Source organism: Geoalkalibacter subterraneus (genome assembly GCF_000827125.1).
Lineage (GTDB): Bacteria > Desulfobacterota > Desulfuromonadia > Desulfuromonadales > Geoalkalibacteraceae > Geoalkalibacter_A > Geoalkalibacter_A subterraneus.
Genome location: NZ_CP010311.1, coordinates 2,406,961 through 2,429,593 on the forward strand (window position 1 = coordinate 2,406,961; position 22,633 = coordinate 2,429,593).

The window sequence follows — 22,633 nt, forward strand, 5'->3', positions numbered from 1 at the left end:
TCACCCCCCCTTACGTTTTACATTCATCTTCAAGTATAATCGAAATTTTGAAACTGTACCGTCAGGGCTTCACTACCCCCGGGGTAGATTGTCGCCACCGTCCTGAACAGTCATTCCAGCTTTCAGGTTCGGATACCCCTATTGTTTTTTTTTATACTGCAGGAACTTATTCATGCACTCTGACTGCATTTTCGTTCATGGCGCGCGCCAGAACAATCTCAAGAATCTCGATCTGGAATTGCCTCTCGGTGAACTGGTCGTCGTCACCGGCGTTTCCGGTTCCGGCAAATCGTCGCTGGCCTTCGACACCATCTACGCCGAAGGGCAGCGCCGTTACGTGGAGACCTTCTCCCCCTACGCGCGACAGTTCCTCGACCGCATGGACAAGCCCCAGGTCGATCGCATCGACGGCATCCCACCGGCGATTGCCATCGATCAGACCAACCCGGTGCGAACTTCGCGCTCCACCGTGGGGACTATGACAGAGCTGACCGACCACCTCAAGCTGCTCTTCGCACGGGGCGCCCGCCTGTATTGCCGCCGCTGCGGCAGCGAAGTACGACAGGACACCCCGGAAACCATTGCCACCAGGCTTCTCGATCAACTGGCGGGGCGCCGCGCCCTGATCACCTTCGAAGTCAGGATCCCGGAGAAATTCGGCCCGGAGGAGATCAAGGAACATCTCGCCGCGCAGGGTTACACCCGCATCCACCGCGAAAGCGGCGACACACTGGAGGTGATTCAGGATCGAGTCGTCCTGTCCGACCTGCGCCGCGACCGCCTGGTGGAGAGCCTTGAAGCCGCCCTGCGGGTCGGGCACGGCCGCCTGAGCGTCATTCCCTTTGCTGACGACAAGACGCCTCAGCCCCCCCTGCGCTTTTCCGCCGAAAGACACTGCGCCCAATGCGATATTTCCTTTTCGGAACCGCAGTCCAATCTGTTCAGCTTCAACTCTCCCATTGGCGCCTGTGACACCTGCCGCGGTTTCGGGCGCACCATGGGGATCGATCCTAATCTGGTCATTCCGGACGAAAGCAAATCCTTGTTTGATGGCGCGGTCAAACCCTGGCAGAGCGAGAGCTACCGCGAATGCCAGGAGGATTTGATCAAGTTCGCCGATCAACGCGGCATTCCCGTGGACATCCCCTGGCGCGAGCTGAGCGACGCGCAGCGTGCCTGGGTGATGGAGGGAGATGGCGAATGGGAAGACGGCGTATGGTACGGGGTTAAACGCTTCTTCGACTGGCTGGAGGGCAAAAGCTACAAGATGCACATCCGGGTGCTGCTCTCCAAGTACCGCTCCTACGATCTGTGCCCGAACTGCGGCGGCGCGCGCCTCAAAAATGAAGCGCTGCTGTGGCGCATCGGCTCCAGAGAGGATGCAGACGCGGTGCTCGCTCCGCAGAAGCGCTTCCGCCCCACCCATCTCGACATGAGCGACGCGCAGCTACAGGCTCTGCCGGGGTTGACCCTGCACGACATCATGCGTCTTCCCATCGACCGTTGTCTGCGCTTTTTTGAGAGGCTTCAGCTGCCATCCTCCATTGCGGAAGCTGTCGACCCGCTGCTGGGTGAAATCCGCACCCGACTGCGCTACCTGGTGGATGTCGGGCTGGCCTACCTGACCCTCGATCGCCAATCGCGCACTCTTTCAGGGGGAGAAGTGCAGCGCATCAACCTGGCCACCGCTCTCGGAACTTCGCTGGTGAATACACTGTTCGTCCTCGATGAACCGTCCATCGGCCTGCACCCCCGCGACATGAACCGGGTCATCGGTGTGCTGCACCGATTACGCGACGCCGGCAATTCACTGCTGGTGGTGGAACACGATCCCCAGGTGATGTGGGGCGCGGACCGGATCATCGACATGGGACCGGGGCCGGGCAAAAACGGCGGGCAGATCGTATTCAACGGCTCCCCCCAGGCTCTGCTTGAATCAGGCCAATCTCTCACCGCTCAATACCTGTGCGGAGAAAAGACGGTCGCCGCCCCATCGAACAAGGTGCCGGAGGAAAATGCGCCCAGACTGATCATCGAGGGGGCCGCCGCACACAATCTCAAGGAGGTCGACGCCTGCATTCCGCTGCAATGCATGGTGGTGGTCACCGGCGTCTCCGGCTCGGGGAAGTCCACCCTGGTGCAGGATGTCCTGTACAACGCGCTGAGCAAGATCAAGGGCAGGCCGGTCGAACCGGCCGGGGCCCATCACGCCATCCGTGGCCATGAGGAAATCTCCGAGGTCGTCCTGATCGATCAGTCCCCCATCGGCCGCACCACCCGCTCCAATCCCGCCAGCTACGTCGGCGCCTTTGACGCCATCCGCGCCATTTTCGCCGATCAGCTCGTGGCGCGCGAGCGCGGCTATACCAGCGGCACCTTCAGTTTCAACACCGGCAACGGGCGCTGCCCCACCTGCGGCGGCAACGGCTTCGAGCATGTCGAGATGCAGTTTCTCAGCGACGTCTACCTGCGCTGCCCCGACTGCGACGGCCGCCGCTTTCGTCCCGAGATTCTCGAGATCAAGGTGCACGGGGCCGATGGCGGCGCCGGCAAATCCATCGCCGATGTACTGGAGATGACAGTCGCCGAAGCGCTGAGCTTTTTCGCAGACAGGCCTGAGGTTTTGCGCGGGCTGGAACCGCTGGAAGCGGTCGGGCTCGACTACCTCTCCCTCGGGCAGCCGGTCCCGACCCTCTCCGGGGGCGAAGCCCAGCGGCTTAAGCTGGCCGGGCATCTCAGCGCCACGCAGGGGCGCAAAAAGAAAAGCCGTAAAGGGATGCTGTTTCTGTTCGACGAACCGACCACCGGCCTGCATTTCGATGACATCGCCCGGCTGCTCAAAGCCCTTCGCAGATTGCAGTCTGAGGGGCACTCCCTGCTGATCATTGAGCACAATCTTGATGTCATCGCTGCTGCAGACTGGCTGATCGATCTGGGGCCGGAAGGAGGCGAAGGCGGCGGCAGGATTATCTGTACCGGCTCGCCTCTGGAGGTCATGGAGTGTACGGACAGCCACACGGGCCTCGCCCTGCGCCAATACATCGACCAGCAGCAGCGCAACGAAGCCTCGGCCAGGATGGGAAAGAGTGGCTCGGATCGAGGAGAAGCCGCGAGTTTTCCGTCCCCGGGGCGAAAACAATCAATCGACCGGCAGATCTGTGTTCACGGCGCCCGGGAGCACAATCTCAAAGGGGTCAACGTCTGCCTGCCCCGGGATGCATTCACCGTCATCACCGGAGTCTCCGGATCGGGGAAAAGCACCCTGGCCTTCGATATTCTGTTCGCCGAGGGGCAGAGACGCTACCTCGAATCCCTCAACGCCTACGCACGGCAGTTCGTGCAGCCCTCCTCGCGTCCCGACATCGACGCGCTCACCGGAATCCCGCCGACGGTCGCCATCGAGCAGCGCACCAGCCGCGGCGGGCGCAAAAGCACCGTCGCCACGTTGACAGAGATCTACCACTTTCTGCGCCTGCTCTTCGTCAAGCTTGGCGTTCAGTACTGCCCCGAGTGCAACATCCCGATCGAGCCCCAGTCCCATGAAGCGATCGTCGCCCGCCTGATGCGCGACTCCAAGGGACAGGAGATTTCCCTGCTCGCCCCGCTGGTGGTGGGGCGCAAAGGCTACTACACCGATCTGGCCAAATGGGCGGCCGGCAAAGGGTTCTCCCACCTGCGGGTTGACGGTGTGGATACGCCGACCGACAACTGGCCGCGGCTCGACCGCTTCCGCGAGCACAACATCGACCTTCCGGCAGGAGATGTGAAGGTCACGGCGGAGAATGAGGAGTGTCTGCGCGAGCGCCTCCATCGCGCTCTGGATTACGGCAAGGGGGTGGTCAAGGTCGCGCTCGTCGGATCCGGTACCCAAAGCAGGGACACGATCTTTTCAACCCGGCGCGCCTGCCCCGACTGCGGGCGCGGCTTTGAGGAACCCGATCCGCGTCTGTTCTCGTTCAACAGCAAGCACGGCTGGTGCGAAAGCTGCTACGGCACCGGTCTGCGCCTGGTCGGTTTCGATGAAGAGCAGAGCGGCGAGGAGATCTGGTGGAACGCCTGGTACGAGGGGGAAGAGCAGCCCTGCCCTGCCTGCAGGGGGACACGACTGCGCCCCGAGGCGCTGGCCGTGCTTTTTCACGGATACAACATCGCCGAGCTGACGGCCCTCTCCATCGTCCGCGCCGAGGAATTTTTCCGCAAGCTGAGCCTCAAAGGCCGCGAAGCTGACCTGGCACGGGACATCGTCGCCGAACTTGAATCCCGCTTCGCCTTTCTGCGCGAGGTGGGCCTGTCCTACCTCGGTCTCGACCGTGCCGCCCCCACCCTCTCCGGCGGCGAAGCGCAGCGCATCCGTCTCGCGGCACAGCTCGGGTCAAACCTGCGGGGCGTCTGCTATATCCTCGATGAGCCCACCATCGGTCTGCATCCGCGCGATAACCGCATGCTGCTCGACACCCTGGAGAAACTGGAGCAGAAAGGCAATACCATCGTGGTGGTGGAACATGATGACGAAACCATCCGCCGCGCCGGACACCTTATCGACCTGGGCCCCGGAGCCGGCGTCAATGGCGGCCGGATCGTCGCAGAAGGCACGGTCGACGACCTGATGGCCGCGCCGGAGTCCCTCACCGGCCAGTTCCTGCGGACCCCCCTTTGCCACCCGCTGCACAAACGGCGTCGCGTCACTCAGCGCAGCGCCCACCTTGAAGTCAAGGACGCCCGCCTGCACAACCTCCAAGGCTTCGATCTGCGCCTGCCGCTGGAGCGGCTGGTATGCGTCACCGGCGTGTCAGGCTCCGGCAAGAGCACTCTGGTGCGTTCCGTACTGCACGACAATCTGCGTCGCGGCCTGGCGCAGAAGAACAAGGATGATTCCCCCCCGTGGAGCGGCTGCCGTGAAATCAAGGGATGGGCCTCAATCCATCGCATCCTCGAGGTCGACCAGACGCCCATCGGTAAAACGCCGCGTTCCTGCCCGGCCACCTATGTCGGTTTCTGGGACGACGTTCGCAAACTTTTTGCAGGGACCGCCGAAGCGAAAATGCGCGGCTGGGGTCCAGGCCGCTTCTCCTTCAATACGCGCGACGGCCGCTGCCCGGACTGCGAAGGTCAGGGGACGCGCAAAATCGAGATGAGCTTTCTGCCCGATGTCCGCATCGTCTGCGAGACCTGCGGCGGGCAGCGCTTCACCCGGGAAACCCTGGCGGTCACCTACAAGGACAAACACATCGGCGACGTCCTTAAAATGACCATCAACCAGGCCACCGAATTTTTCAGCGCTCACAAAAAAATTCACCACGCGCTGCGGCTGCTGCAGGATGTCGGCCTGGGCTACCTCACCCTGGGGCAGCAGAGCCCGACCCTTTCCGGCGGGGAGGCCCAGCGCATCAAACTGGTGACGGAACTGGCCAAGGCCCCGGCAAACGGTGCTCCTCAGGGCAACGCCAAGAGCGGCAGGAAAATGCGCGGCGGACCGACCCTCTACATCCTCGACGAACCGACCATCGGCCTGCACATGGCCGACGTCGAGAAGCTGATCCGGGTTCTGCATCGCCTGGTCGACGCGGGCAACACCGTGTTGCTCATCGAACACAATCTCGACATCATCGCCGAAGCCGACTGGCTGATCGACATGGGGCCGGAAGGGGGAGAGGAAGGCGGAAGCGTCGTTGCGCAGGGCACGCCCGAACAGGTCAGCCGCAAGGAGAATGGGTCACATACCGCGCGGATTCTGGCTGAGTTTCTGAAAGAACGTAAGAAGATCGTGAGGAGTGAGGAGTGAGGAAATCAAGGATAATGTTTACTTTTACAACCATTCCGTCGCGCGATATGCTTCGTCCACACTCCAGATCGTAAGGACTCTTCGATATGTCGCACTATTTCTGTCTGCCGTTTTCCACGCACCCACTGCGCGCCGCTCTTTACGACGAACTGCACGCGCGCCCGTTTCAGATGATCTCCGCGCCGCGGCAGATGACGCACCTGGCCTTTCGCGCCGAACCTGCGGAAATGACGCAGGCCTTTGAGCTGATCTGTGACCTGTGTCGCCGCTACAGCGTCAACCAGCCGACATCCGACGAGGTGTCCTATCAACAGGATTTCGGCGAATTTACGGTGCGGTGGGAGAAGCACATGGAGTTCTACTCCCTCACCTTCTCCCGCGGCGGTCCAATCCATGACCCGCCTTTCGAGCATCCGGTCATCGACCTGTTGCCGACGGACTGGCTCTCATCCCTGCCCGGCCAGGCCGTATCGGCCTTTCACATCATCGTCGACGACGGTCAGCTGAATTTCGACCACGAGAACCTGACCCGCATCTTCGAAGGGCAGCGGCTCATGATGAGCCAGCCGAAACAGGGTAAGGCGATCATCTGCACCGCCTTTCGCCTGCACAGCGACGGCTTCGGCCGTTTCATGGTTCAGAACCGCGGCCTCTCCGACTACCAGATGGGACGGCTGATTCAGCGCATCATCGAACTCGAAACCTACCGCCTGCTGGCGCAGCTTTCCCTGCCCCTGGCCAAGCGCATTGCGCCGCAACTGCAGGAACTCGACCGCGAACTGGCCGAGATGCTGACCCACGCCCCCACCGAGGAGAGCGCTGAAACGGACCGCATCATCCTGGAACGACTCTCGCGCCTCTCGGGCCGGCTGGAAATGTGGCGCGCCGAAACCAACCACCGGTTTTCCGCGACCCGCGCCTATCATGATCTGGTCTTGAGCCGGTTGCAGAATATCAAGGAAGATCCGATCGAAGGCTACATGACCTTCACTGAGTTCATGACGCGAAGGCTCAACCCGGGCCTGCGTACCTGCGAGTCGGTGCAGAGCTGGATGGAGGACCTGTCGCGCCGCATCGAACGCGCCGGGGACATGATGCGCACGCGCGTCAATCTCATGCTGCAGGATCAGAACAAAGATCTGCTCGCCACCATGAACCGGCGGGGACGTCTTCAGTTTCGCCTACAGGAAACCGTGGAAGGACTCTCGGTAGCCGCCATCAGCTATTACATGGTGGGGCTTTTGAGCTATCTTCTCGACGGCCTGCCGCTGGACCGATGGAACCTGGAGAAAAACATCCTCCTGGCGGTGCTGGTGCCGGTGGTGGTCATTGTGATCTGGGGACTGATCCGCCGGGTCAAGCACCGTCTGATCAAACAGCCGAAACACGACATCTGACAACTCTGAAGGGAATCAACCGATGGATATTCTGACGGGGATTTTCATCGAATGCTGGAATATTCTGGCCGAATCTGCGCCCTACATTCTGTTTGGCTTTTTTGCGGCGGGGGTGCTCAAGGCCTTTCTCCCCGAGGAGGCCGTGGCGCGGCATCTGGGAGAAAAAAGCCTCGGCTCCGTCATTAAAGCATCTTTGCTGGGGATTCCTCTGCCCCTGTGCAGCTGCGGCGTCATCCCCGCGGCAGTCGGCCTGCGCAAACAGGGGGCAAGCAAGGGATCGTCCGCCGCGTTCCTGGTTTCCGTCCCGGAAACCGGCGTCGATTCCATCGCCCTGACCTGGGCCCTGCTCGATCCGATTATGACGGTGGTGCGCCCGGTGGCCGCCTTCATCACCGCCACGATCACCGGCGTGGTGATCAACCAGATTCCGGACAGTCCGTCACCCGAGGTGAAAGAGGTTGAAACGCCGGCATCCGGCTGTGGCTGACCGAGCGACCAGGGCGAAGGTTCTTCGCCCACCTCCCGCCCGTCAAAAAGCGCGCGCCTGCGCGCCGGTCTGGACTATGCCTTTGGAGAGCTGCTGCAGGATATCGGCAAATGGCTGCTGCTCGGCATCGGCCTGGCCGGCATCATCGCCTATTTCGTCCCGGACGATTTCTTTCTGCGCTTCATGGATCAGGAGTGGCTGTCGCTGCTGGTGATGCTGGCCGTCGGCGTCCCGCTCTATATCTGCGCCAGCGCCACCACCCCCGTCGCAGCGGCGCTGGTCCTCAAAGGATTGTCCCCCGGTGCAGCGCTGGTGTTTCTACTTGCGGGTCCTGCCACCAACGCCGCGACCATCACCGTGGTCGGCCGATTCTGGGGGCGCCGCGCCACCCTCGCCTACCTGATCAGCATCGCGGTCTGCTCGGTTCTGATCGGCTGGCTCACCAACCGCCTCTATGACTGGGCGGATATTGACATCACCCAATGGGTCGCGCGCGTCGGAGAAACAGCCGATCACCCGGTGATGATCATTTCGGCGGTTGTGTTGCTTTTTTTGATGGGTCGGGCTTTTTTTCGGCGGGGGTGAGAGGGCTGGGGAGCGCTTGTTCGCGAAACGGGATAGCTGGTGCTCTCTGCCAAGGGTATTTGTCGCCAGGAGGGCGACAACTAAGCGCCAGGGATGGCTTCATGCGGCCCTTGGCTGAGAGCACCAGCTATCCCGGGCACCCGACTGAAAATTTCATAAAATCAGACACGCGCCTCCTGCGGCGATTCAGAATCCTTTCCCCTCGGCAGCCGCAACGAAAGTGCTCCCGCCGCCAGAAGAAACAGCATGGAAACCCACAGGCATCCCGTCAGCCCCGCCACCTGAAACACCACGCCCGAAAGCAGGGTGCCCACCAGGCGACCTGCGGCATTGGCCATGTAGTAGAAGCCGACATTGAGGGCGACATCATCGCTTTCAGTGTAGGCCAGGATCAGGTAGCTGTGCACCGCCGAGTTCAGCGCGAACACCACTCCGAACAGAGCAAGCCCTGCCACCACCGTCACCCAGGGGGACAAGCCGGCATGGACCCCCAGCGCGATCAGCGCCGTCAGCACCGCCAGGGCAAACGCTCCCAGACTCGCGGCACCCCCCTTGGGCGTGCCGCCCGCCAATCCACGCCGCAACAGGTTGGGCGCCAATGCCTGCACGCCGCCGTAACCGATCACCCACAGGGCCAGGAAACCGCCGACCTCGGCATGCCCCCACCCCAGACCGGCGGACAGGAAAACCGGCAGCCCCACCACGAACCAGATGTCACGGGCACCGAACAGAAACAGGCGCGCGGCGGAAAGCAGATTGATTTCACGGCTTTTCGACAAAATGCTTGAAAACGCTACTTTTTTCTTCACACGCCCCATCTCGCGGGGCAGCGACAGGACCGCAGCCGCCAGCACCACCGCCAGCCCTGCCGCCATGGCGTAGAGGGCGCCGCGAAATCCCAGCGCGGTCAACAGCACGCCGCCCAGGAAAAACCCGGCTCCCTTGAGGGCATTCTTAGAGCCGGTCAGTATCGCCACCCACTTGAACAGCGCCCCCTGGGCATCCCCAGGGATCAGCACCTTAATCGCACTTTTGGAACTCATTTTGGTGAGATCCTTGGCAATCCCCGAAAGCGCCTGCGCCGTCATCACATAAGCGACTGAAACGACCACACTCCACCCGGGGTCGAGCAGCGCCAGCATGGACAACGCCAGGATCTGCAGCGCAAGCCCTGCAAACAGGGTGAGCTTGAGCCCGAAATGGGCACCGATCCAGCCCCCCACCAGGTTGGTGACAATGCCGAAGAATTCATAGAACAGAAAAAGGAACGCGATCTGCACCGGCGTGTAGCCCAGCGCGTGGAAATGCAGCAGCACCAGCATGCGCAGAGCGCCGTCGGTCAGGGTAAAGCCCCAGTAGGCCCCGGTCACCAGGGTGTAGTTGCGCAGATCACTCATCACAGACTCGAAGCTACTTTTCTGCACAGTTCCATCATGCGGTTGGCATAGCCGATCTCGTTATCGTACCAGGCGTAAACTTTGAGCTGCCGGCCGTCCACCACCATGGTGGAGAGCGCATCGATGATGGACGAACGGGGATCTCCCTTGAAATCAACGGACACCAGCGGACGGTACTCGATGCCGAGAATGTCTTTAAGGTAGGTCTCGGCGGCCTCCTGAAACAGGCCGTTGACCTCATCGACGGTCACGTCGCGTTTCATCTCGAACACCGCGTCGGTGATGGAACCGGTCAGCAGCGGCACCCGCACGGCGTGACCGTTGAGCTTGCCCTTGAGTTCGGGGTAGATCAGGGTAATGGCGGTGGCGGACCCGGTCGTCGTCGGGATCAGCGACATGCTCGCCGCCCGCGCCCGCCGCAGGTCTTTGTGCGGCGCGTCGACAATGATCTGGGTGTTGGTCATGTCATGAATGGTGGTGATCACGCCGTGGGCGATACCGATCTTTTCATGCAGCACCTTGACCACCGGCGCCAGACAGTTGGTGGTGCAGGAGGCGGCGGTAAGGATATGATCCCTGCGAGGATCGTAAAGGTGGTCATTAACCCCCATCACCACATTGAGCGCACCCTGCTTGACTGGAGCTGCGACGATGACTTTTTTTACCCCCCGGTCGAAATAGGGCTGGAGCTTCTCCGGCGTAAGGAACTTGCCCGAGGACTCAATGACGATGTCGACCCCGTATTGATCCCAGGGCACCTCCCCCGGCGCCGGGTTTTCGCTGAAACCGATCCGCTTGCCGTCCACCACCACTGCGTCCGCTTCATGTCCGATTTCGCGCGGCCAGCGGCCATGTACCGAATCGAACTCCAGCAGATGAGCGGCGCATTCAGCGCCCCCCTTGACTTCATTGATATGAACAATATCGAATTGGGGCCAGTCCCAGGCCGCGCGCAGAGCCAGTCGCCCCATGCGGCCAAATCCGTTGATACCGACGCGGATGCTCATAAAAACAAATCTCCTTGCCAAGAATGATTTTTTTCGGGAACGATAGGACTATTTCTGTTAGGAAATGATGAGGGGGGTCGCAAAAACCCATCAACAAGATGGGCTGTCTTTCTGCTTTTTGACCTCGCGCAAGCGCTTTCGATCTTCAATAACCCAGGCGCGCTGCGGAAACTGCCGTTCGAGAAGACTGATCAGCTCCTGCTGCAACGGGCATAGGGAAGGCGCCAGGCGGTAGAACATCCACACTCCCCGTCGCTCATCCTCCACCAGCCCGGCATGGCGCAGATTGGCCAAATGGCGGGAGACCGTCGATTGAGGAAGCTCAAGCACCGCCATCAGGTCGCAGACACACAGTTCTCCCTCCAGCAGCAGGGACACAATGCGCAGACGGATCGGGTCGGATAATGCCTTGAAAATTTTCGCTTCGTGTTTCATAATCGGAAATGTATCCGGATAAGCGGATTTATTCAACTATAATTTTTCAGTTTTTAAAAAAAGCACACCTTTGCAGCTCTCTCCAAACAAAAGACTGTCACCCAATAATCCGCAAGCCATCATCCGATCATCATGAAACATGCTTGCCACATTTCAGATTGTGAGCTATGACTTTCGTTATGCAGAATCCGCACAACGCTTTTGATCTCTGTCCGGATGTCACAGGAGTGATTCTCGCGGGGGGGCGCAGTCGCCGCATGGGCCGCGACAAGGCGACCCTGGAGATTGGCGGTCAGACTCTTTTCGAGCGCACCCTGACAATGTTGCAGGGCATCTTCAGCCGGGTGCTGATTGCAGGAGATCGCCCAGACCTGGCCACGGCGCAGGTTCCCTGCGTGCCGGATATCTACCCTGGCAGCGCCCTCGGCGGGCTGCACGCCGCGCTCAAGGCTGCGGCAACGCCCTGGGTGTTTGTCACCCCCTGCGATCTGCCTTATCCGGATGAACTCCTGATCCGCCTGATGCTGGACCATCGTGAAGGACATGAGGTGGTCGTACCCCGCACCCCCCAGGGTCTTGAACCGGTTTTTGCGCTCTACCACAAAAACTGCCTCCCCCTGATGGAGGAGATGCTCCGGCAGGGCGATTATCGCATTTACGATTTTTATCCGCAGGTACGTGTCCATCACCTCGATGTTCAGATTCTTTCTGCCGACTGGCAGCGCGCCCTGCTTAATCTCAATACGCCGGAAGACCTCCGGCGCCTGAAAAAGGAGTCTCTCATGTCGCCCCCCGTTGTTTCCATCGTGGCTAAAAGCGGTACCGGAAAAACGACCCTGCTGGAAAAACTGATCACTGAGATGAAATCCCGCGGCTACCGTGTCGGTGCAGTCAAGCACGATGCTCACAGCTTCAGCATCGACCATGAGGGCAAGGACTCCTGGCGCATGACCCAGGCCGGCGCTGACACCATGCTGATCACTTCGCCGGAAAAAATCGCCATGGTCAAGCAGAACAACCGGGCCGAAGAACCGCCGCTGACCGAAACCATCCAGACCTATTTCAACGATGTCGACATTGTTTTGACCGAAGGGTTCAAACGCAGCGCCATGCCCAAAATCGAAGTCCATCGCAGAGAACGAAGTCCCCGCCTGCTGTGCCGCGGCGAAGAACACGATTCCACCCTCTTCGCCGTCGCCTCCGATGAACCGCTGGAACTCGACGTTCCGGTCTATGACATCAACGACGCCAAAGGGCTTTGCGATTTGATTACGGAGTGTTTTCTGTCATGAAACCCCTGGAGGTGCGGTCCAAGATCTGGCTGGAAGTCGACGGCGCGCCTCTGCTCGGCGACGGCCGCGAGCGACTGCTGCGGCTCATCGACGAATTCGGCTCGATCAACGCCGCCGCCCGCCGGATGGACCTCAGTTACCGCCGGGCTCTGGGCTTTGTTCAGGCCATGGAGGAGAAACTTGAAATCCCGCTGGTGCTGCGGGAGAAAGGCGGGGCCGGGGGCGGCAGCTCTTCCCTGACCCCGGAAGCGCGCGTACTGCTGGGAAAATTCGATCGTCTTCGCCAGGGAGTCAACCAGGCGATCGACGAAAAATTTTCCGCCATTTTTAACGAGTGAGCAACTCCCTACCCCTGGGGTCGCAGCTCCCTTGACAAGGGTGTCTGGCGCCAGGGATGGCGCCAGTCAAACGGCCATGGACGGCGAAAAGTGCCCCTTGTCAAGGGAGTTGCGACCTCAAGCTAACCGTCACACGGATGAAAGGACTGACCGTGCAACGCATTGTCTCCATCATCATAATCTTCTGCGCCTGCATCATGCTCACGTTTCCTGCAACTTCTGCCGCCCGGGCGCAGAGACCCGCAATCGCCGCCGCGGCAGACCTGCAGTTCGCCCTGCAGGAGATTGCCGCCCGTTTTCAGGAGGAGACGGGCCTGGAGGTCAGGTTATCCTTCGGATCCTCGGGGAACTTCACTCACCAGATCGCTCAGGGAGCCCCCTTTGAGCTGTTTCTGTCGGCAGACGAAAATTACATCTTTCACTTGGCCCAGAAAGGGCTCACTGCCGATCAGGGCGCACTCTACGCGATCGGCCGTATCGTCCTGTTTGCGCCCCACGGCTCGCCACTTCGTGTCGATGAATCATTGCAGGATCTGCGGGCCGCCATAACGGACGGCCGCATCAAACGGTTTGCCATCGCCAATCCGGAACACGCGCCCTATGGCCGCGCAGCACAAGCCGCGCTCGAGCATGAGACTCTGTGGAAGCCCCTTTCGCCTTTCCTGGTTTTCGGCGAAAACGCCAGCCAGGCCACGCAGTTCGCTGCGGCCGGCACTTCTCAGGGCGGCATCATTCCCCTGTCACTCTCCAAAGCTCCGCAGATCAGCCGACTCGGCAGCTTCGCCCTGATCCCCGCCGATTGGCATGCCGGCGAGCCTCTGCGCCAGCGAATGGTGCTGATGAAAACGGCGGGCGATACAGCTCGGAAATTCTACCACTACCTGCAGCAACCGACCGCTCGTGACATATTCGTTCGATTCGGTTTTCTACTGGCTGACGAGGACAATCATTGATGGATTGGACCGCGATTAATCTCTCCGGCAAACTGGCACTGGTGACGCTTCTCTTCCTGATGCCCCCTGCCATCTTCACCGCCCGCTGGCTGGCAATGACATCCCTGCGCGGCAAACACTGGATCGAGGGCCTGCTGGCGCTGCCGCTGGTTCTGCCGCCCACCGTCGTCGGCTATTATCTGCTGGTGGCCATGGGAGGAAACGCCTTCCTCGGGGGCTGGTTCGAAGCCGTCACAGGCAGCACCCTGGCCTTCAGCTTTACCGGCCTGGTTGTGGCCTCGGTCATCTTCAATATTCCCTTTGCGGTGCAACCCGTGCAGCGCGCGTTTGAAGCGATCTCGCCGGAGATCCACGAAGCGGCCAAATGCTGTGGACTGACGTTCTGGCAGGCATTTTTCAGGATTGATCTGCCTCTGGCGTGGCCAGGGATTCTGTCAGCCTGCGTGATGACTTTTGCGCATACTTTGGGTGAGTTCGGCGTTGTGCTCATGGTGGGTGGCAACATCCCCGGAGAGACAAAAACCGTGGCCATCTCCATTTACGACAGGGTTCAGTCTTTCGATTTCGGTTCCGCCGGCGCCATGTCGCTTCTGCTTCTCGTCATCTCCCTGGCAACCATCGGGGTGAGCTATGGGCTGGTGGCCCGTCTTATGAAACGGCGGCATTCACCATGAGCCTGTCCCTTGAACTCCACCATGACGCACCGCCCCTGGATTTCCAGGCGGAGATCCCCGAGGGGCGCATCACCGCCCTGGTCGGTCCTTCAGGCAGCGGAAAGACGTCGATTCTGCGAACCATTGCCGGCCTTCTGCGCATTCGGCACGCACGCATTTCTCTCGCCGATGAAATCTGGGACAATGCACCCACACACCGTTTGACGCGAGACCGTTCAATCGGGTTGGTATCACAGAACTACGGTTTATTCCCTCACCTGAGCGTTCAGGGCAATGTTGAAGCGGCGCTGACCCACCTCCCCCCTTCCCGGCGCAGGGAGCGCGCTCTCTCTTGCCTCAAGCTCGCCCACATTGCCGGGCTTGAAAAGCGCCGCCCCCATGAGCTCTCCGGGGGGCAGCGGCAAAGGGTCGCCCTGGCACGGGCCATCGCCCGTGAGCCCCGGGTGCTGCTGCTCGACGAACCTTTCTCCGCGGTCGACCGCAGCACGCGCAAGCGCCTGTACGTGGAGCTGCGCCGTATTCACCAGCAACTCGGCGCCACCATCCTGCTGGTGACTCACGATCTGGACGAAGCTGCACAGCTGGCATCGCATCTGATCCTGATCAACCACGGACGTCTGCTCCAGGCCGGCCCCACCAACGAGGTTCTGACCCGTCCCACCAGCGAGCAGGCTGCACGCCTGCTCGATATCCCCAATATTTTTGAAGGGCTGATTGTGCCCGGATTGCAGGAGACGACTCAGCTCCGTTGGGGCCCCCATACTCTCAACACGGCCGGCGAGTTCCCGTCAACGCCGGACGGCAGGGTGAAATTTGCCGTGCTGCCGCAAAACATTCTCATGGTCAAAGAGGGCAAGCCCTGGGGGCGTCATCTTGAGAACCCGATCCCGGTCACCATTACAGAAGTTATCGCTCTCGGGGGGGAGATCGTTCTCTGGCTGAACCCCGAGGGGCTGCCGAAGGTCAACCTGCAGATGCGCCTGCCCGAAAGAGCCCTGCGGCGTTATCCAGTCACGCCCGGCACCCGGGTCACGGTCTGTCTGCGGCCAACGGAGGTGATTCCCCTGGCCGCACCTGAAGAGGGGCTACCTGAGGTGGCACAATCTTGAAACCGTTCAGCAACCTGGCCAAAAAGCAGCGCACTCCTGGTCATTGAAGAAATTTTCCCATGCCCTATCTGATTATTTAAAAAGGGGAAGAAAGAGCACCGGCAACTCAGTCTGCCGCGACACCTCGTTGGCGACACTTCCAAGAAGCGCTTCCTGAAAAAACCCCCGCCCATGGCGACCCATGACGACCAGCGAAAAACGGTCGCTGCGAGTTCGGTTGACAATTTCCTCCCAGGGGGTGCCCTCGGCCCACTCTGTTTCGACCTGGCCTCCTGCTTTCTCCAGCCGCTGTTTCAATTCATTCAGCTGGTTATCGACCTGCTTGCGGTGGTTTTCAGCCTCCTGTCCGGAAAGGTTTATTTCAACAAACTTGTCGTCGATGACGTGCAGCAGGGTCAAGGAGGATTCGTATTTCTCAAGCAATTTTTCCAGATAGGCAATGATCTGGTCGCAGTTGGCGGAAAAATCCACGGGGACAAGGATATTCTGAAACGAGTTGAAATACACCGACAGCTGGCAGCTATCCCCCTCTCCCGTCACCCGGACTGGCGCGAGAAAAACGGGGCGATCGGCGATCTGCAGCATTTTAAAGGAGACACTGCCGAGCAATGACCGCCACAGGCCATGGCCACGGGAACCGATCACGATGGCGTCCACATCATGCTGCTGCGCAAGCATGTTAAGCTCCCGGGCGGGGATGCCGAGATGCACCTCAGTTGTGACATCCAGCCCTTCAGCACGCAAAAGATCCGCCTGCCGCTGTATTTCAGGCACATCCTCGGACTTCATCCGATCCTCGAGCCCCGGGGCGTTGGCGACGTGAATGATATGGGCAAGCACCACATGCTCGAGGCCCAGGGCTTCGAATTCGCCAACACAGCGCATCAGGCAATCCGACGCCGTGGAAAGGTCGGTGCCGATCAGAATCTTTTTGAACATAATCATTTCTCCTTCCAGAGAGTTGGCGACAAATGAACTCAGGATATGAAGTAGCGCCGCTGAAACCAGAAGGCGACATTCACCAGTGCGATCATCACCGGCACTTCCACCAGAGGTCCGATAACCGCCGCGAACGCCGCGCCGGAGTTGATCCCGAAAACGGCGATCGCCACCGCAATGGCAAGCTCAAAGTTGTTACTTGCGGCAGTGAAGGCAAGGGTGGTGGTCCTGCTGTAATCCGCTCCGACTTTTTTGCCCATATAAAAGGATAGCAGAAACATCAGTACAAAATAGATCAGCAGCGGGATGGCAATGCGCACCACGTCCATAGGGATCTGCACGATAAGATCGCCCTTGAGGCTGAACATCACCAGGATGGTAAACAGCAGAGCGATCAAAGTGATGGGGCTGATCCTGGGCACCACGACATCGTGATAACGCTTGCGTCCCATCATTTTAACGCCGATCAGACGGGTCAGAGCGCCGGCGAGGAAAGGGATGCCGAGGTAAATAAAGACGCTTTCAGCAATTTGACCAATCGTAATGTCGATCACTGCCCCTTCCAACCCGAAGAACGGCGGCAGGACACTGATGAAAAACCAGGCGTAGACACTGAAAAAGATGACCTGAAAAATACTGTTGAAAGCGACCAGACCGGCGGCGTATTCAGTATTGCCCTCAGCCAGCTCATTCCAGACGATGACCATGGCGATGCAACGCGCCAGGCCGATCATGATCAGGCCGATCATATATTCGGGGTAGCCGTGCAGAAAGACGATGGCGAGAATGAACATCAGAACCGGACCGATGACCCAGTTCTGAATCAGTGAAAGCCCGAGAATACGCTTGTTGCGAAAAACATCGGGCATCTCTTCGTAGCGCACCTTGGCAAATGGTGGATACATCATCAGGATCAAGCCAAGAGCGATCGGAATGTTGGTGGTGCCCACCGTGAAGAAATTGACGAATTCCTTCATCCCTGGAATGAGCCAGCCCGCTCCAACCCCGATCACCATGGCGGCGAATATCCAGAACGTGAGATAGCGGTCGAGAAAAGAGAGTTTTCTGGTAATGCCGGTAGACATGAAGGCCTCCTTTTAATATCCGGAAAATCTGTTGAAACACGACAAAAACCTTTATATCCGGATATCCGGATTCATTCAACGTTTTTCTTGTATATTCCTGATAAATAGCTGAGAAGAAGAGGGTTTAACGAGAAGATTGGGAAAATAGCAGAACGGATCCAACCTGACTGAAGGAATCCAATCACAGGGGCGCAGTATAAATCAGCCGAATTCCGCCGGCAATCACCAGGACACCGCAGATTTTTTTGAGCAATACAGCGCCCCTGGATCTTTCATTCCAGTCCAGATAGCGTTGAATCACTTCGGTGAAGGTGCCGGCCAGAACGATGACTGCACAGTGGCCGACAATCAAAGGGATGCTTGCCAGATGGCAGGGGGAGGGCACCACGCTCAACACGCCCCAGGCCAGAGCCGCCGACAGGGCCAAAAGCGGTGCCCCACTGACCGCCTCGGTGAGTGCGATAAACAACGATTCCATTTAAAACACCACGCAAATTCATAAACAGACCTCAAATCCTGTAGCGACCCTGTCAATCCCGCAATTCTGCCGCGCATTCAGACAATGCCCGTTTCAACCCGCCAGCAGTTTGGCGATCTGCTCGGGCTTGAGCAGCTTGCCCTGTGAGACGACCTTGCCGTCGATGGCGAGTCCCGGCGTCGACAACACGCCGAATTTGGTGATTTCGTTAAGGTCACTGACTTTTTCCAACTCGATCTCCTGTCCGACGGATTGAGCCGCAGCCTTGGCGTTGTCGGCGAGTTTGTTGCACTTGGCGCAACCGGTTCCAAGAATCTGAACTTTTTTCATCTGTCATCTCCTTTAGTTGAATTGAAGCACTTGCCTGCCGTGCTTCTACAGGGTGAAAAGCGAACCGTAAATCAGACCGCTGATGGTGGCCATAATGATGACCAGCACCACAAAGACAACGGTTTTTTTGGTGCCGATGACGCTGCGGATCACCAGCATGTTGGGCAGGCTCAGGGCCGGCCCCGCCAATAAAAGAGCCAACGCAGGCCCCTGTCCCATGCCGGAGCCGATCAGTCCCTGCAGAATCGGCACTTCGGTCAGGGTGGCGAAATACATAAACGCGCCCACGACGGAAGCAAACAGGTTGGCCTGCAGCGAGTTGCCGCCCACCATCTGCGCGATCCACTCCGAGGGGATCAGCGCCTCATGACCGGGACGGCCGAGGAGCGCACCCGCGATCAGAACGCCCCAGAACAACAGCGGCAGGATCTTTTTGGCGAAATCCCAGGTGGTTTCGAACCATTCGGGCAATTCCCCGTCTTCGTCATCGGATGTCGCAGTCAGAACAGAGAGGCCGATGGCTCCTGCGACAAACGCCAGGGAAGGATACTGGGGGAAAACCAACGCCAACAGCAGCACCGGCAGGCCTGCCAGCAGCATGCGCCACTTGTTGACGTTGAACCAGGTCACCAGAATGACGGCCAGCGCAAGTGCCAGCGCCCCGCTGATCGGCCACTTCATCTGATAGATGAGATGCCACACGCCCGTCGGTTCGCTCGACTGCCCCCAGTTGGCAAAGACCAGGATCCCTACCATGCTGGCGAAATAAAGCGCATTCTGCCACAGGGGACGGCTGACTTCCGGTTCCGGCATGGCGGCTGCCGCTTCACTCTTTTCCAGCTCCTCCCTGCGGAAGAAGAAGTGCATGCAGACGCCGATCACGATGGCGAAACTCACTGCGCCCACCGCGCGGGCGATCCCCATGGACGGCCCCAGCACCGCGCCGGTCAGGACAATCGCCAGGATATTGATCGCCGGGCCTGAATAGAGAAAAGCACTGGCCGGTCCCAGCCCTGCGCCCATGCGGTAAATGCCGGCAAACAACGGCAGGATGGTACAGGAGCAGACGGCAAGGATGCTGCCCGATACCGACGCCACGCCGTAGGCGAGAAACTTGTTGGCTTTGGGACCGAGGTATTTCATGACGGAGGCCTGGCTGACAAACACCCCCACCGCGCCGGCAATAAAAAAGGCCGGTATCAGGCACAGAATCACATGCTCCTGGGCGTACCACTTGACCAGGTACAGCGATTCCCACAGGGCATTTTCCACCCGCGGCGCCTGCTGCAGCCACTCCACCGGCAGGTAATAACAGGCGATGAAAACCGCAATGATTGCGGCCAGGGGCTTCCATTCTCTGGACCAATCCATTTCAACAACTCCGCGAATTATTCTTTTTGGTCAAATAGCCAAATATCAGAACAAAAAAAGGCAGACTCAGCCCGCCTCGGGTTCAAGAAACACGGCATGCTCCCGTGCCCGGGATTTAAGCACCGATTCCACGCAATCAAAGAAATTGAGAATGCAGGGCACGCGCAAGCGGTAGAAAACCTGGTTGCCGCGCTTTTCAGCCGCGACCAGCGCCGCTTCCCGAAGAACGGTCAGATGCTTTGAAACCGTCGAGATATCCGCCCCGGCGGCATCGGTCAATTCACGCACGCAGCGCTCGGCGACGGACAACTCTTCGATAAGAAGCAGGCGGGTTGGGTGAGCCATGGCTTTGAGCACCTGCGCCCGTGCCTCGAGATGCGCTTTGCGATCTGGATTCATTGGATCTCCTCTCAATATTTGGCAATATAACCAAATAGCCAAACACGTGCAAGGGGGATTTTACATAAAATCAACTCCTCCCCCCAGCGGGGGGAGGTTGGGAGGGGGGAGCGCGCAATTTTACCGTATGCCCCCTCCCTAACCCTCCCCCGCTGGGAGGGAACCCCCTTTCTGAGAATTGACGCTCATCAGGTTGATTTTTTCCCGAACCGTCGTCCCGCAATGACGGCCTGTCCGAGAGCCAAGCCTCCATCATTGGGCGGAACCTGCCGGTGAAGCAGGACGTCGAATCCCCCCTCCGTCAGAATTCTGTTCGTTTTTTCCGTCAGGATACGGTTCTGAAAAACGCCCCCGGAAAGAACCACCCGCTCCAGCCCTGTCTGGAGTCGGATACGGCGACAGACCTCGGTGATGACTTGCGCCAGGCCGTTATGAAAGCGGATGCTGATCCATGCCGGACCGTGCCCGGCGCGAACATCCTCCACCACCTGGCGGATCAGCGGCGCAGGGTCGCAGACCAGAAGATCTCCGTCGTTACGAATCTCAAAACGGTAGGCAGCGGCCCCATCCCCCCTTTCGATGGCCTGCTCCAACTCAAGGGCCGCCTGCCCTTCGTAGCTGACGACCTGCCGTACACCGGCCAATGCCGCCACCGCGTCGAACAGCCGCCCACAGCTCGAAGTCAGCGGACTGTTGAGTTTTCTCGCCACCATCTGCTGCAGCAATCGGCGCTCCTGATCAGTGAAGCCGTCATCATGACTCAACTGTGGGATATCCTCTCCGTAAGCATGCAGCAAGGCGCTCAAAGCCATGCGACGCGGCTCGCGGGTTGCGGCGTCCCCGCCGGGCATGGGCAGGCAGGCCAGATGCCCGGCACGACGGAAATTTTCGAAATCACCCACCAGGAATTCGCCGCCCCAGATGGTCCCGTCGAGGCCAAGCCCGATGCCGTCGAAAATAACGCCGATCGCCGGCGCGTCCACGCCGTTGTCGGCAAGACAGCTCGCCAGGTGGGCATGGTGGTGCTGCACCGCCACCCGCGGCAACTCGTCGCGCGCCTGGGCATAATGGGTGGAGAGATAATCGGGATGCAGATCATGAGCGAGAACTGCAGGACGCGTCGCCAGGATCTCTTCCAGGTGCGCCGCACTCTGCTCCAGGGCACGATAGACCTCGTGGTTTTTCAGGTCGCCGATATGCTGACTCAAAAAGGCCCGGTCGCCCTGAGTCAGGCACAAGGTGTTCTTCAATTCTGCGCCCAGCGCGAGCACCGCAGGCCGGGGAGAAGACAAAGAGACTGCACGCGGGACATAGCCGCGCGAACGGCGCAGCATCATGGGGCGATCCGCCAGAACGCGGGCAATGGAGTCGTCGGTGCGGGTGTGGATGCGGCGGTCATGCACCAGGTAAGCATCGGCGATACCGCAAAGGCGTTGCGGGGCGTCGTCGTTGCGATAAACGATCGGTTCGTCACTGATATTGGCGCTGGTCATCACCAGGGCGCGAAAGTTCTCGTGCAGCAGCAGATGATGTAGCGGCGTATAGGGCAGCATCACTCCGAAGGATCTGTTGCGCGGAGCCACCAGGGGGCTGAGGCCATGTTCGGGAACCTGATCGAGCAGGACAATCGGGCGAGCGGTGGAGGTGAGCAGGGCTTGTTCGGCGGCATCGATCCGGACCAAAGCCCGGGCAGCCTCCAGATCGCGGACCATCAGAGCGAAGGGCTTTTCGTCCCTGGCCTTGCGCCGGCGCAGCTCGGCCACCGCCTCCGAATGACCTGCATCGACCGCCAGGTGAAATCCACCCAACCCCTTGATGGCCACAATCCGCCCCTGCCGCAACAGCTCGGCCGTTGCGGCAACAGGATCATCAATTTCGAGCAGCGGCTGCCCCTGCGCCGACAAAAGACGGACCTGGGGGCCGCAGTCCGGGCAGGCATTGGGTTGGGCGTGGAAGCGGCGGCTGGACGGATCTTCGTATTCCTCACGGCAGGCGTCGCACATGGCAAAGTCCACCATCGTCGACTTATCGCGATCGTAAGGAATTCCGGTCACAATGGAGAAGCGCGGCCCGCAGTGGGTGCAGTTGATAAAGGGGTAACGGTAGCGGCGATCGGCAGGATCGAACAATTCCCCCAGGCAGGCTTCACACACATGGGTATCCGGCGTGATACGGGCAGTTTTTCCCGCCGCCTCAACGCTCCCACGAATAACAAACTGCTTATCCCCCTGCAGGGGACAATCCGTAACATCAAACCGGGTAATCTCTGCCAGAGGGGGAATCTTGTCTCTTAAATCAGACAGAAAAGAATCGAGGGACAAGGAAGCGCCCTCCGCTTCAATCATGACACCGCGGGAATCGTTGCACACCCAGCCGCGAACACCATGGAGGCGTGCGATCTGATAAACAAAAGGGCGAAATCCAACCCCCTGCACAATCCCTTCGATTTCAATACGCTTGCGCTGCAACCCACAAAACCCTTTCAATCTACGCCTCACGCCTCACGCCTCACGCCTCATGCATCACGCATCACGCATCACGCCCATAACGTTACCACCCCTCAAACAATCAAAGC

17 protein-coding genes and 1 pseudogene are annotated in these 22,633 nt (G+C 59.6%); 8 read left to right on the top strand and 10 right to left on the bottom strand.

Features of this window, described 5'->3' with window-relative positions; genetic code table 11:
• Positions 1–172 precede the first annotated feature (172 nt).
• The 3 genes and pseudogenes from uvrA (at position 173) to GSUB_RS19655 (ending at position 8,251) form a co-directional block, all read left to right on the top strand.
• Positions 173–5,782 (top strand): excinuclease ABC subunit UvrA, encoded by a 5,610-nt coding sequence (uvrA, locus tag GSUB_RS11215; RefSeq protein ID WP_040200861.1) that lies wholly within the window; start codon positions 173–175, stop codon positions 5,780–5,782.
• 86 nt (positions 5,783–5,868) lie between these two features.
• Entirely contained in the window at positions 5,869–7,179 is a 1,311-nt protein-coding gene (locus GSUB_RS11220; protein WP_040200862.1) for a DUF3422 family protein, read from the top strand.
• Positions 7,180–7,201: 22 nt separating this feature from the next.
• Positions 7,202–8,251 (top strand): annotated as a pseudogene (locus GSUB_RS19655) (SO_0444 family Cu/Zn efflux transporter).
• Between the two features lie 161 nt (positions 8,252–8,412).
• Here GSUB_RS19655 and arsJ read toward each other — a convergent pair.
• The 3 genes from arsJ to GSUB_RS11240 form a co-directional block, all read right to left on the bottom strand.
• Complete coding sequence (arsJ, locus tag GSUB_RS11230; RefSeq protein ID WP_040200863.1) at positions 8,413–9,648, bottom strand: organoarsenical effux MFS transporter ArsJ; 1,236 nt, start codon at positions 9,646–9,648, stop codon at positions 8,413–8,415.
• Entirely contained in the window at positions 9,648–10,655 is a 1,008-nt protein-coding gene (locus GSUB_RS11235) for an ArsJ-associated glyceraldehyde-3-phosphate dehydrogenase (RefSeq protein ID WP_040200864.1), read from the bottom strand. Before GSUB_RS11235 ends, arsJ begins: the two co-directional genes overlap by 1 nt.
• A 90-nt stretch (positions 10,656–10,745) precedes the next feature.
• Positions 10,746–11,090, bottom strand: a complete 345-nt coding sequence (locus GSUB_RS11240; protein WP_040200865.1) for an ArsR/SmtB family transcription factor — start codon at positions 11,088–11,090, stop codon at positions 10,746–10,748.
• 167 nt (positions 11,091–11,257) lie between these two features.
• Here GSUB_RS11240 and mobAB point away from each other — a divergent pair, with 167 nt between their 5' ends.
• The 5 genes from mobAB (at position 11,258) to GSUB_RS11265 (ending at position 15,456) form a co-directional block, all read left to right on the top strand.
• Entirely contained in the window at positions 11,258–12,382 is a 1,125-nt protein-coding gene (gene mobAB, locus GSUB_RS11245; RefSeq protein ID WP_318025919.1) for a bifunctional molybdenum cofactor guanylyltransferase MobA/molybdopterin-guanine dinucleotide biosynthesis adaptor protein MobB, read from the top strand.
• A complete protein-coding gene (locus tag GSUB_RS11250) occupies positions 12,379–12,720 on the top strand; it encodes a winged helix-turn-helix domain-containing protein (protein ID WP_040200866.1) in 342 nt (113 codons plus the stop codon). Before mobAB ends, GSUB_RS11250 begins: the two co-directional genes overlap by 4 nt.
• A 197-nt stretch (positions 12,721–12,917) precedes the next feature.
• Complete coding sequence (gene modA / locus GSUB_RS11255) at positions 12,918–13,673, top strand: molybdate ABC transporter substrate-binding protein (RefSeq protein ID WP_435051172.1); 756 nt, start codon at positions 12,918–12,920, stop codon at positions 13,671–13,673.
• Positions 13,673–14,347 carry a molybdate ABC transporter permease subunit gene (gene modB, locus GSUB_RS11260; protein ID WP_040200868.1) on the top strand — a complete coding sequence of 225 codons (675 nt, stop codon included), beginning with the start codon at positions 13,673–13,675 and terminating at the stop codon, positions 14,345–14,347. Before modA ends, modB begins: the two co-directional genes overlap by 1 nt.
• Complete coding sequence (locus GSUB_RS11265; RefSeq protein ID WP_040200869.1) at positions 14,344–15,456, top strand: sulfate/molybdate ABC transporter ATP-binding protein; 1,113 nt, start codon at positions 14,344–14,346, stop codon at positions 15,454–15,456. The genes modB and GSUB_RS11265 overlap by 4 nt, the downstream gene beginning before the upstream one ends.
• Before the next feature lie 72 nt (positions 15,457–15,528).
• Here GSUB_RS11265 and GSUB_RS11270 read toward each other — a convergent pair whose 3' ends face one another.
• The 7 genes from GSUB_RS11270 to hypF form a co-directional block, all read right to left on the bottom strand.
• The gene (locus GSUB_RS11270; RefSeq protein ID WP_040200870.1) at positions 15,529–16,395 is read right to left on the bottom strand and encodes a universal stress protein; all 867 of its coding nucleotides are present in this window, start codon (positions 16,393–16,395) and stop codon (positions 15,529–15,531) included.
• 38 nt (positions 16,396–16,433) lie between these two features.
• On the bottom strand, positions 16,434–17,480 hold the full coding sequence (gene arsB, locus GSUB_RS11275) for an ACR3 family arsenite efflux transporter (RefSeq protein WP_040200871.1): 1,047 nt from the start codon (positions 17,478–17,480) through the stop codon (positions 16,434–16,436).
• A 181-nt stretch (positions 17,481–17,661) separates the two neighbouring features.
• On the bottom strand, positions 17,662–17,958 hold the full coding sequence (locus GSUB_RS11280) for a hypothetical protein (protein ID WP_040200872.1): 297 nt from the start codon (positions 17,956–17,958) through the stop codon (positions 17,662–17,664).
• A 93-nt stretch (positions 17,959–18,051) separates the two neighbouring features.
• Complete coding sequence (locus GSUB_RS11285; protein ID WP_040200873.1) at positions 18,052–18,288, bottom strand: thioredoxin family protein; 237 nt, start codon at positions 18,286–18,288, stop codon at positions 18,052–18,054.
• 45 nt (positions 18,289–18,333) lie between these two features.
• On the bottom strand, positions 18,334–19,659 hold the full coding sequence (locus GSUB_RS11290) for a permease (RefSeq protein ID WP_040200874.1): 1,326 nt from the start codon (positions 19,657–19,659) through the stop codon (positions 18,334–18,336).
• A 66-nt stretch (positions 19,660–19,725) separates the two neighbouring features.
• The gene (locus GSUB_RS11295) at positions 19,726–20,058 is read right to left on the bottom strand and encodes an ArsR/SmtB family transcription factor (RefSeq protein ID WP_040200875.1); all 333 of its coding nucleotides are present in this window, start codon (positions 20,056–20,058) and stop codon (positions 19,726–19,728) included.
• A 188-nt stretch (positions 20,059–20,246) separates the two neighbouring features.
• Complete coding sequence (gene hypF / locus GSUB_RS11300; RefSeq protein WP_235269802.1) at positions 20,247–22,556, bottom strand: carbamoyltransferase HypF; 2,310 nt, start codon at positions 22,554–22,556, stop codon at positions 20,247–20,249.
• Positions 22,557–22,633 lie beyond the last annotated feature (77 nt).

What these genes read in the sequence shown, in the direction of transcription:
- uvrA (WP_040200861.1), top strand. Translation starts at nt 173, where the DNA reads ATGCACTCTGACTGCATTTTCGTTCATGGCGCGCGCCAGAACAATCTC.
- GSUB_RS11220 (WP_040200862.1), top strand. Translation starts at nt 5,869, where the DNA reads ATGTCGCACTATTTCTGTCTGCCGTTTTCCACGCACCCACTGCGCGCC.
- arsJ (WP_040200863.1), bottom strand. Translation starts at nt 9,648, where the DNA reads ATGAGTGATCTGCGCAACTACACCCTGGTGACCGGGGCCTACTGGGGC.
- GSUB_RS11235 (WP_040200864.1), bottom strand. Translation starts at nt 10,655, where the DNA reads ATGAGCATCCGCGTCGGTATCAACGGATTTGGCCGCATGGGGCGACTG.
- GSUB_RS11240 (WP_040200865.1), bottom strand. Translation starts at nt 11,090, where the DNA reads ATGAAACACGAAGCGAAAATTTTCAAGGCATTATCCGACCCGATCCGT.
- mobAB (WP_318025919.1), top strand. Translation starts at nt 11,258, where the DNA reads ATGACTTTCGTTATGCAGAATCCGCACAACGCTTTTGATCTCTGTCCG.
- GSUB_RS11250 (WP_040200866.1), top strand. Translation starts at nt 12,379, where the DNA reads ATGAAACCCCTGGAGGTGCGGTCCAAGATCTGGCTGGAAGTCGACGGC.
- modA (WP_435051172.1), top strand. Translation starts at nt 12,918, where the DNA reads ATGCTCACGTTTCCTGCAACTTCTGCCGCCCGGGCGCAGAGACCCGCA.
- modB (WP_040200868.1), top strand. Translation starts at nt 13,673, where the DNA reads ATGGATTGGACCGCGATTAATCTCTCCGGCAAACTGGCACTGGTGACG.
- GSUB_RS11265 (WP_040200869.1), top strand. Translation starts at nt 14,344, where the DNA reads ATGAGCCTGTCCCTTGAACTCCACCATGACGCACCGCCCCTGGATTTC.
- GSUB_RS11270 (WP_040200870.1), bottom strand. Translation starts at nt 16,395, where the DNA reads ATGTTCAAAAAGATTCTGATCGGCACCGACCTTTCCACGGCGTCGGAT.
- arsB (WP_040200871.1), bottom strand. Translation starts at nt 17,480, where the DNA reads ATGTCTACCGGCATTACCAGAAAACTCTCTTTTCTCGACCGCTATCTC.
- GSUB_RS11280 (WP_040200872.1), bottom strand. Translation starts at nt 17,958, where the DNA reads ATGGAATCGTTGTTTATCGCACTCACCGAGGCGGTCAGTGGGGCACCG.
- GSUB_RS11285 (WP_040200873.1), bottom strand. Translation starts at nt 18,288, where the DNA reads ATGAAAAAAGTTCAGATTCTTGGAACCGGTTGCGCCAAGTGCAACAAA.
- GSUB_RS11290 (WP_040200874.1), bottom strand. Translation starts at nt 19,659, where the DNA reads ATGGATTGGTCCAGAGAATGGAAGCCCCTGGCCGCAATCATTGCGGTT.
- GSUB_RS11295 (WP_040200875.1), bottom strand. Translation starts at nt 20,058, where the DNA reads ATGAATCCAGATCGCAAAGCGCATCTCGAGGCACGGGCGCAGGTGCTC.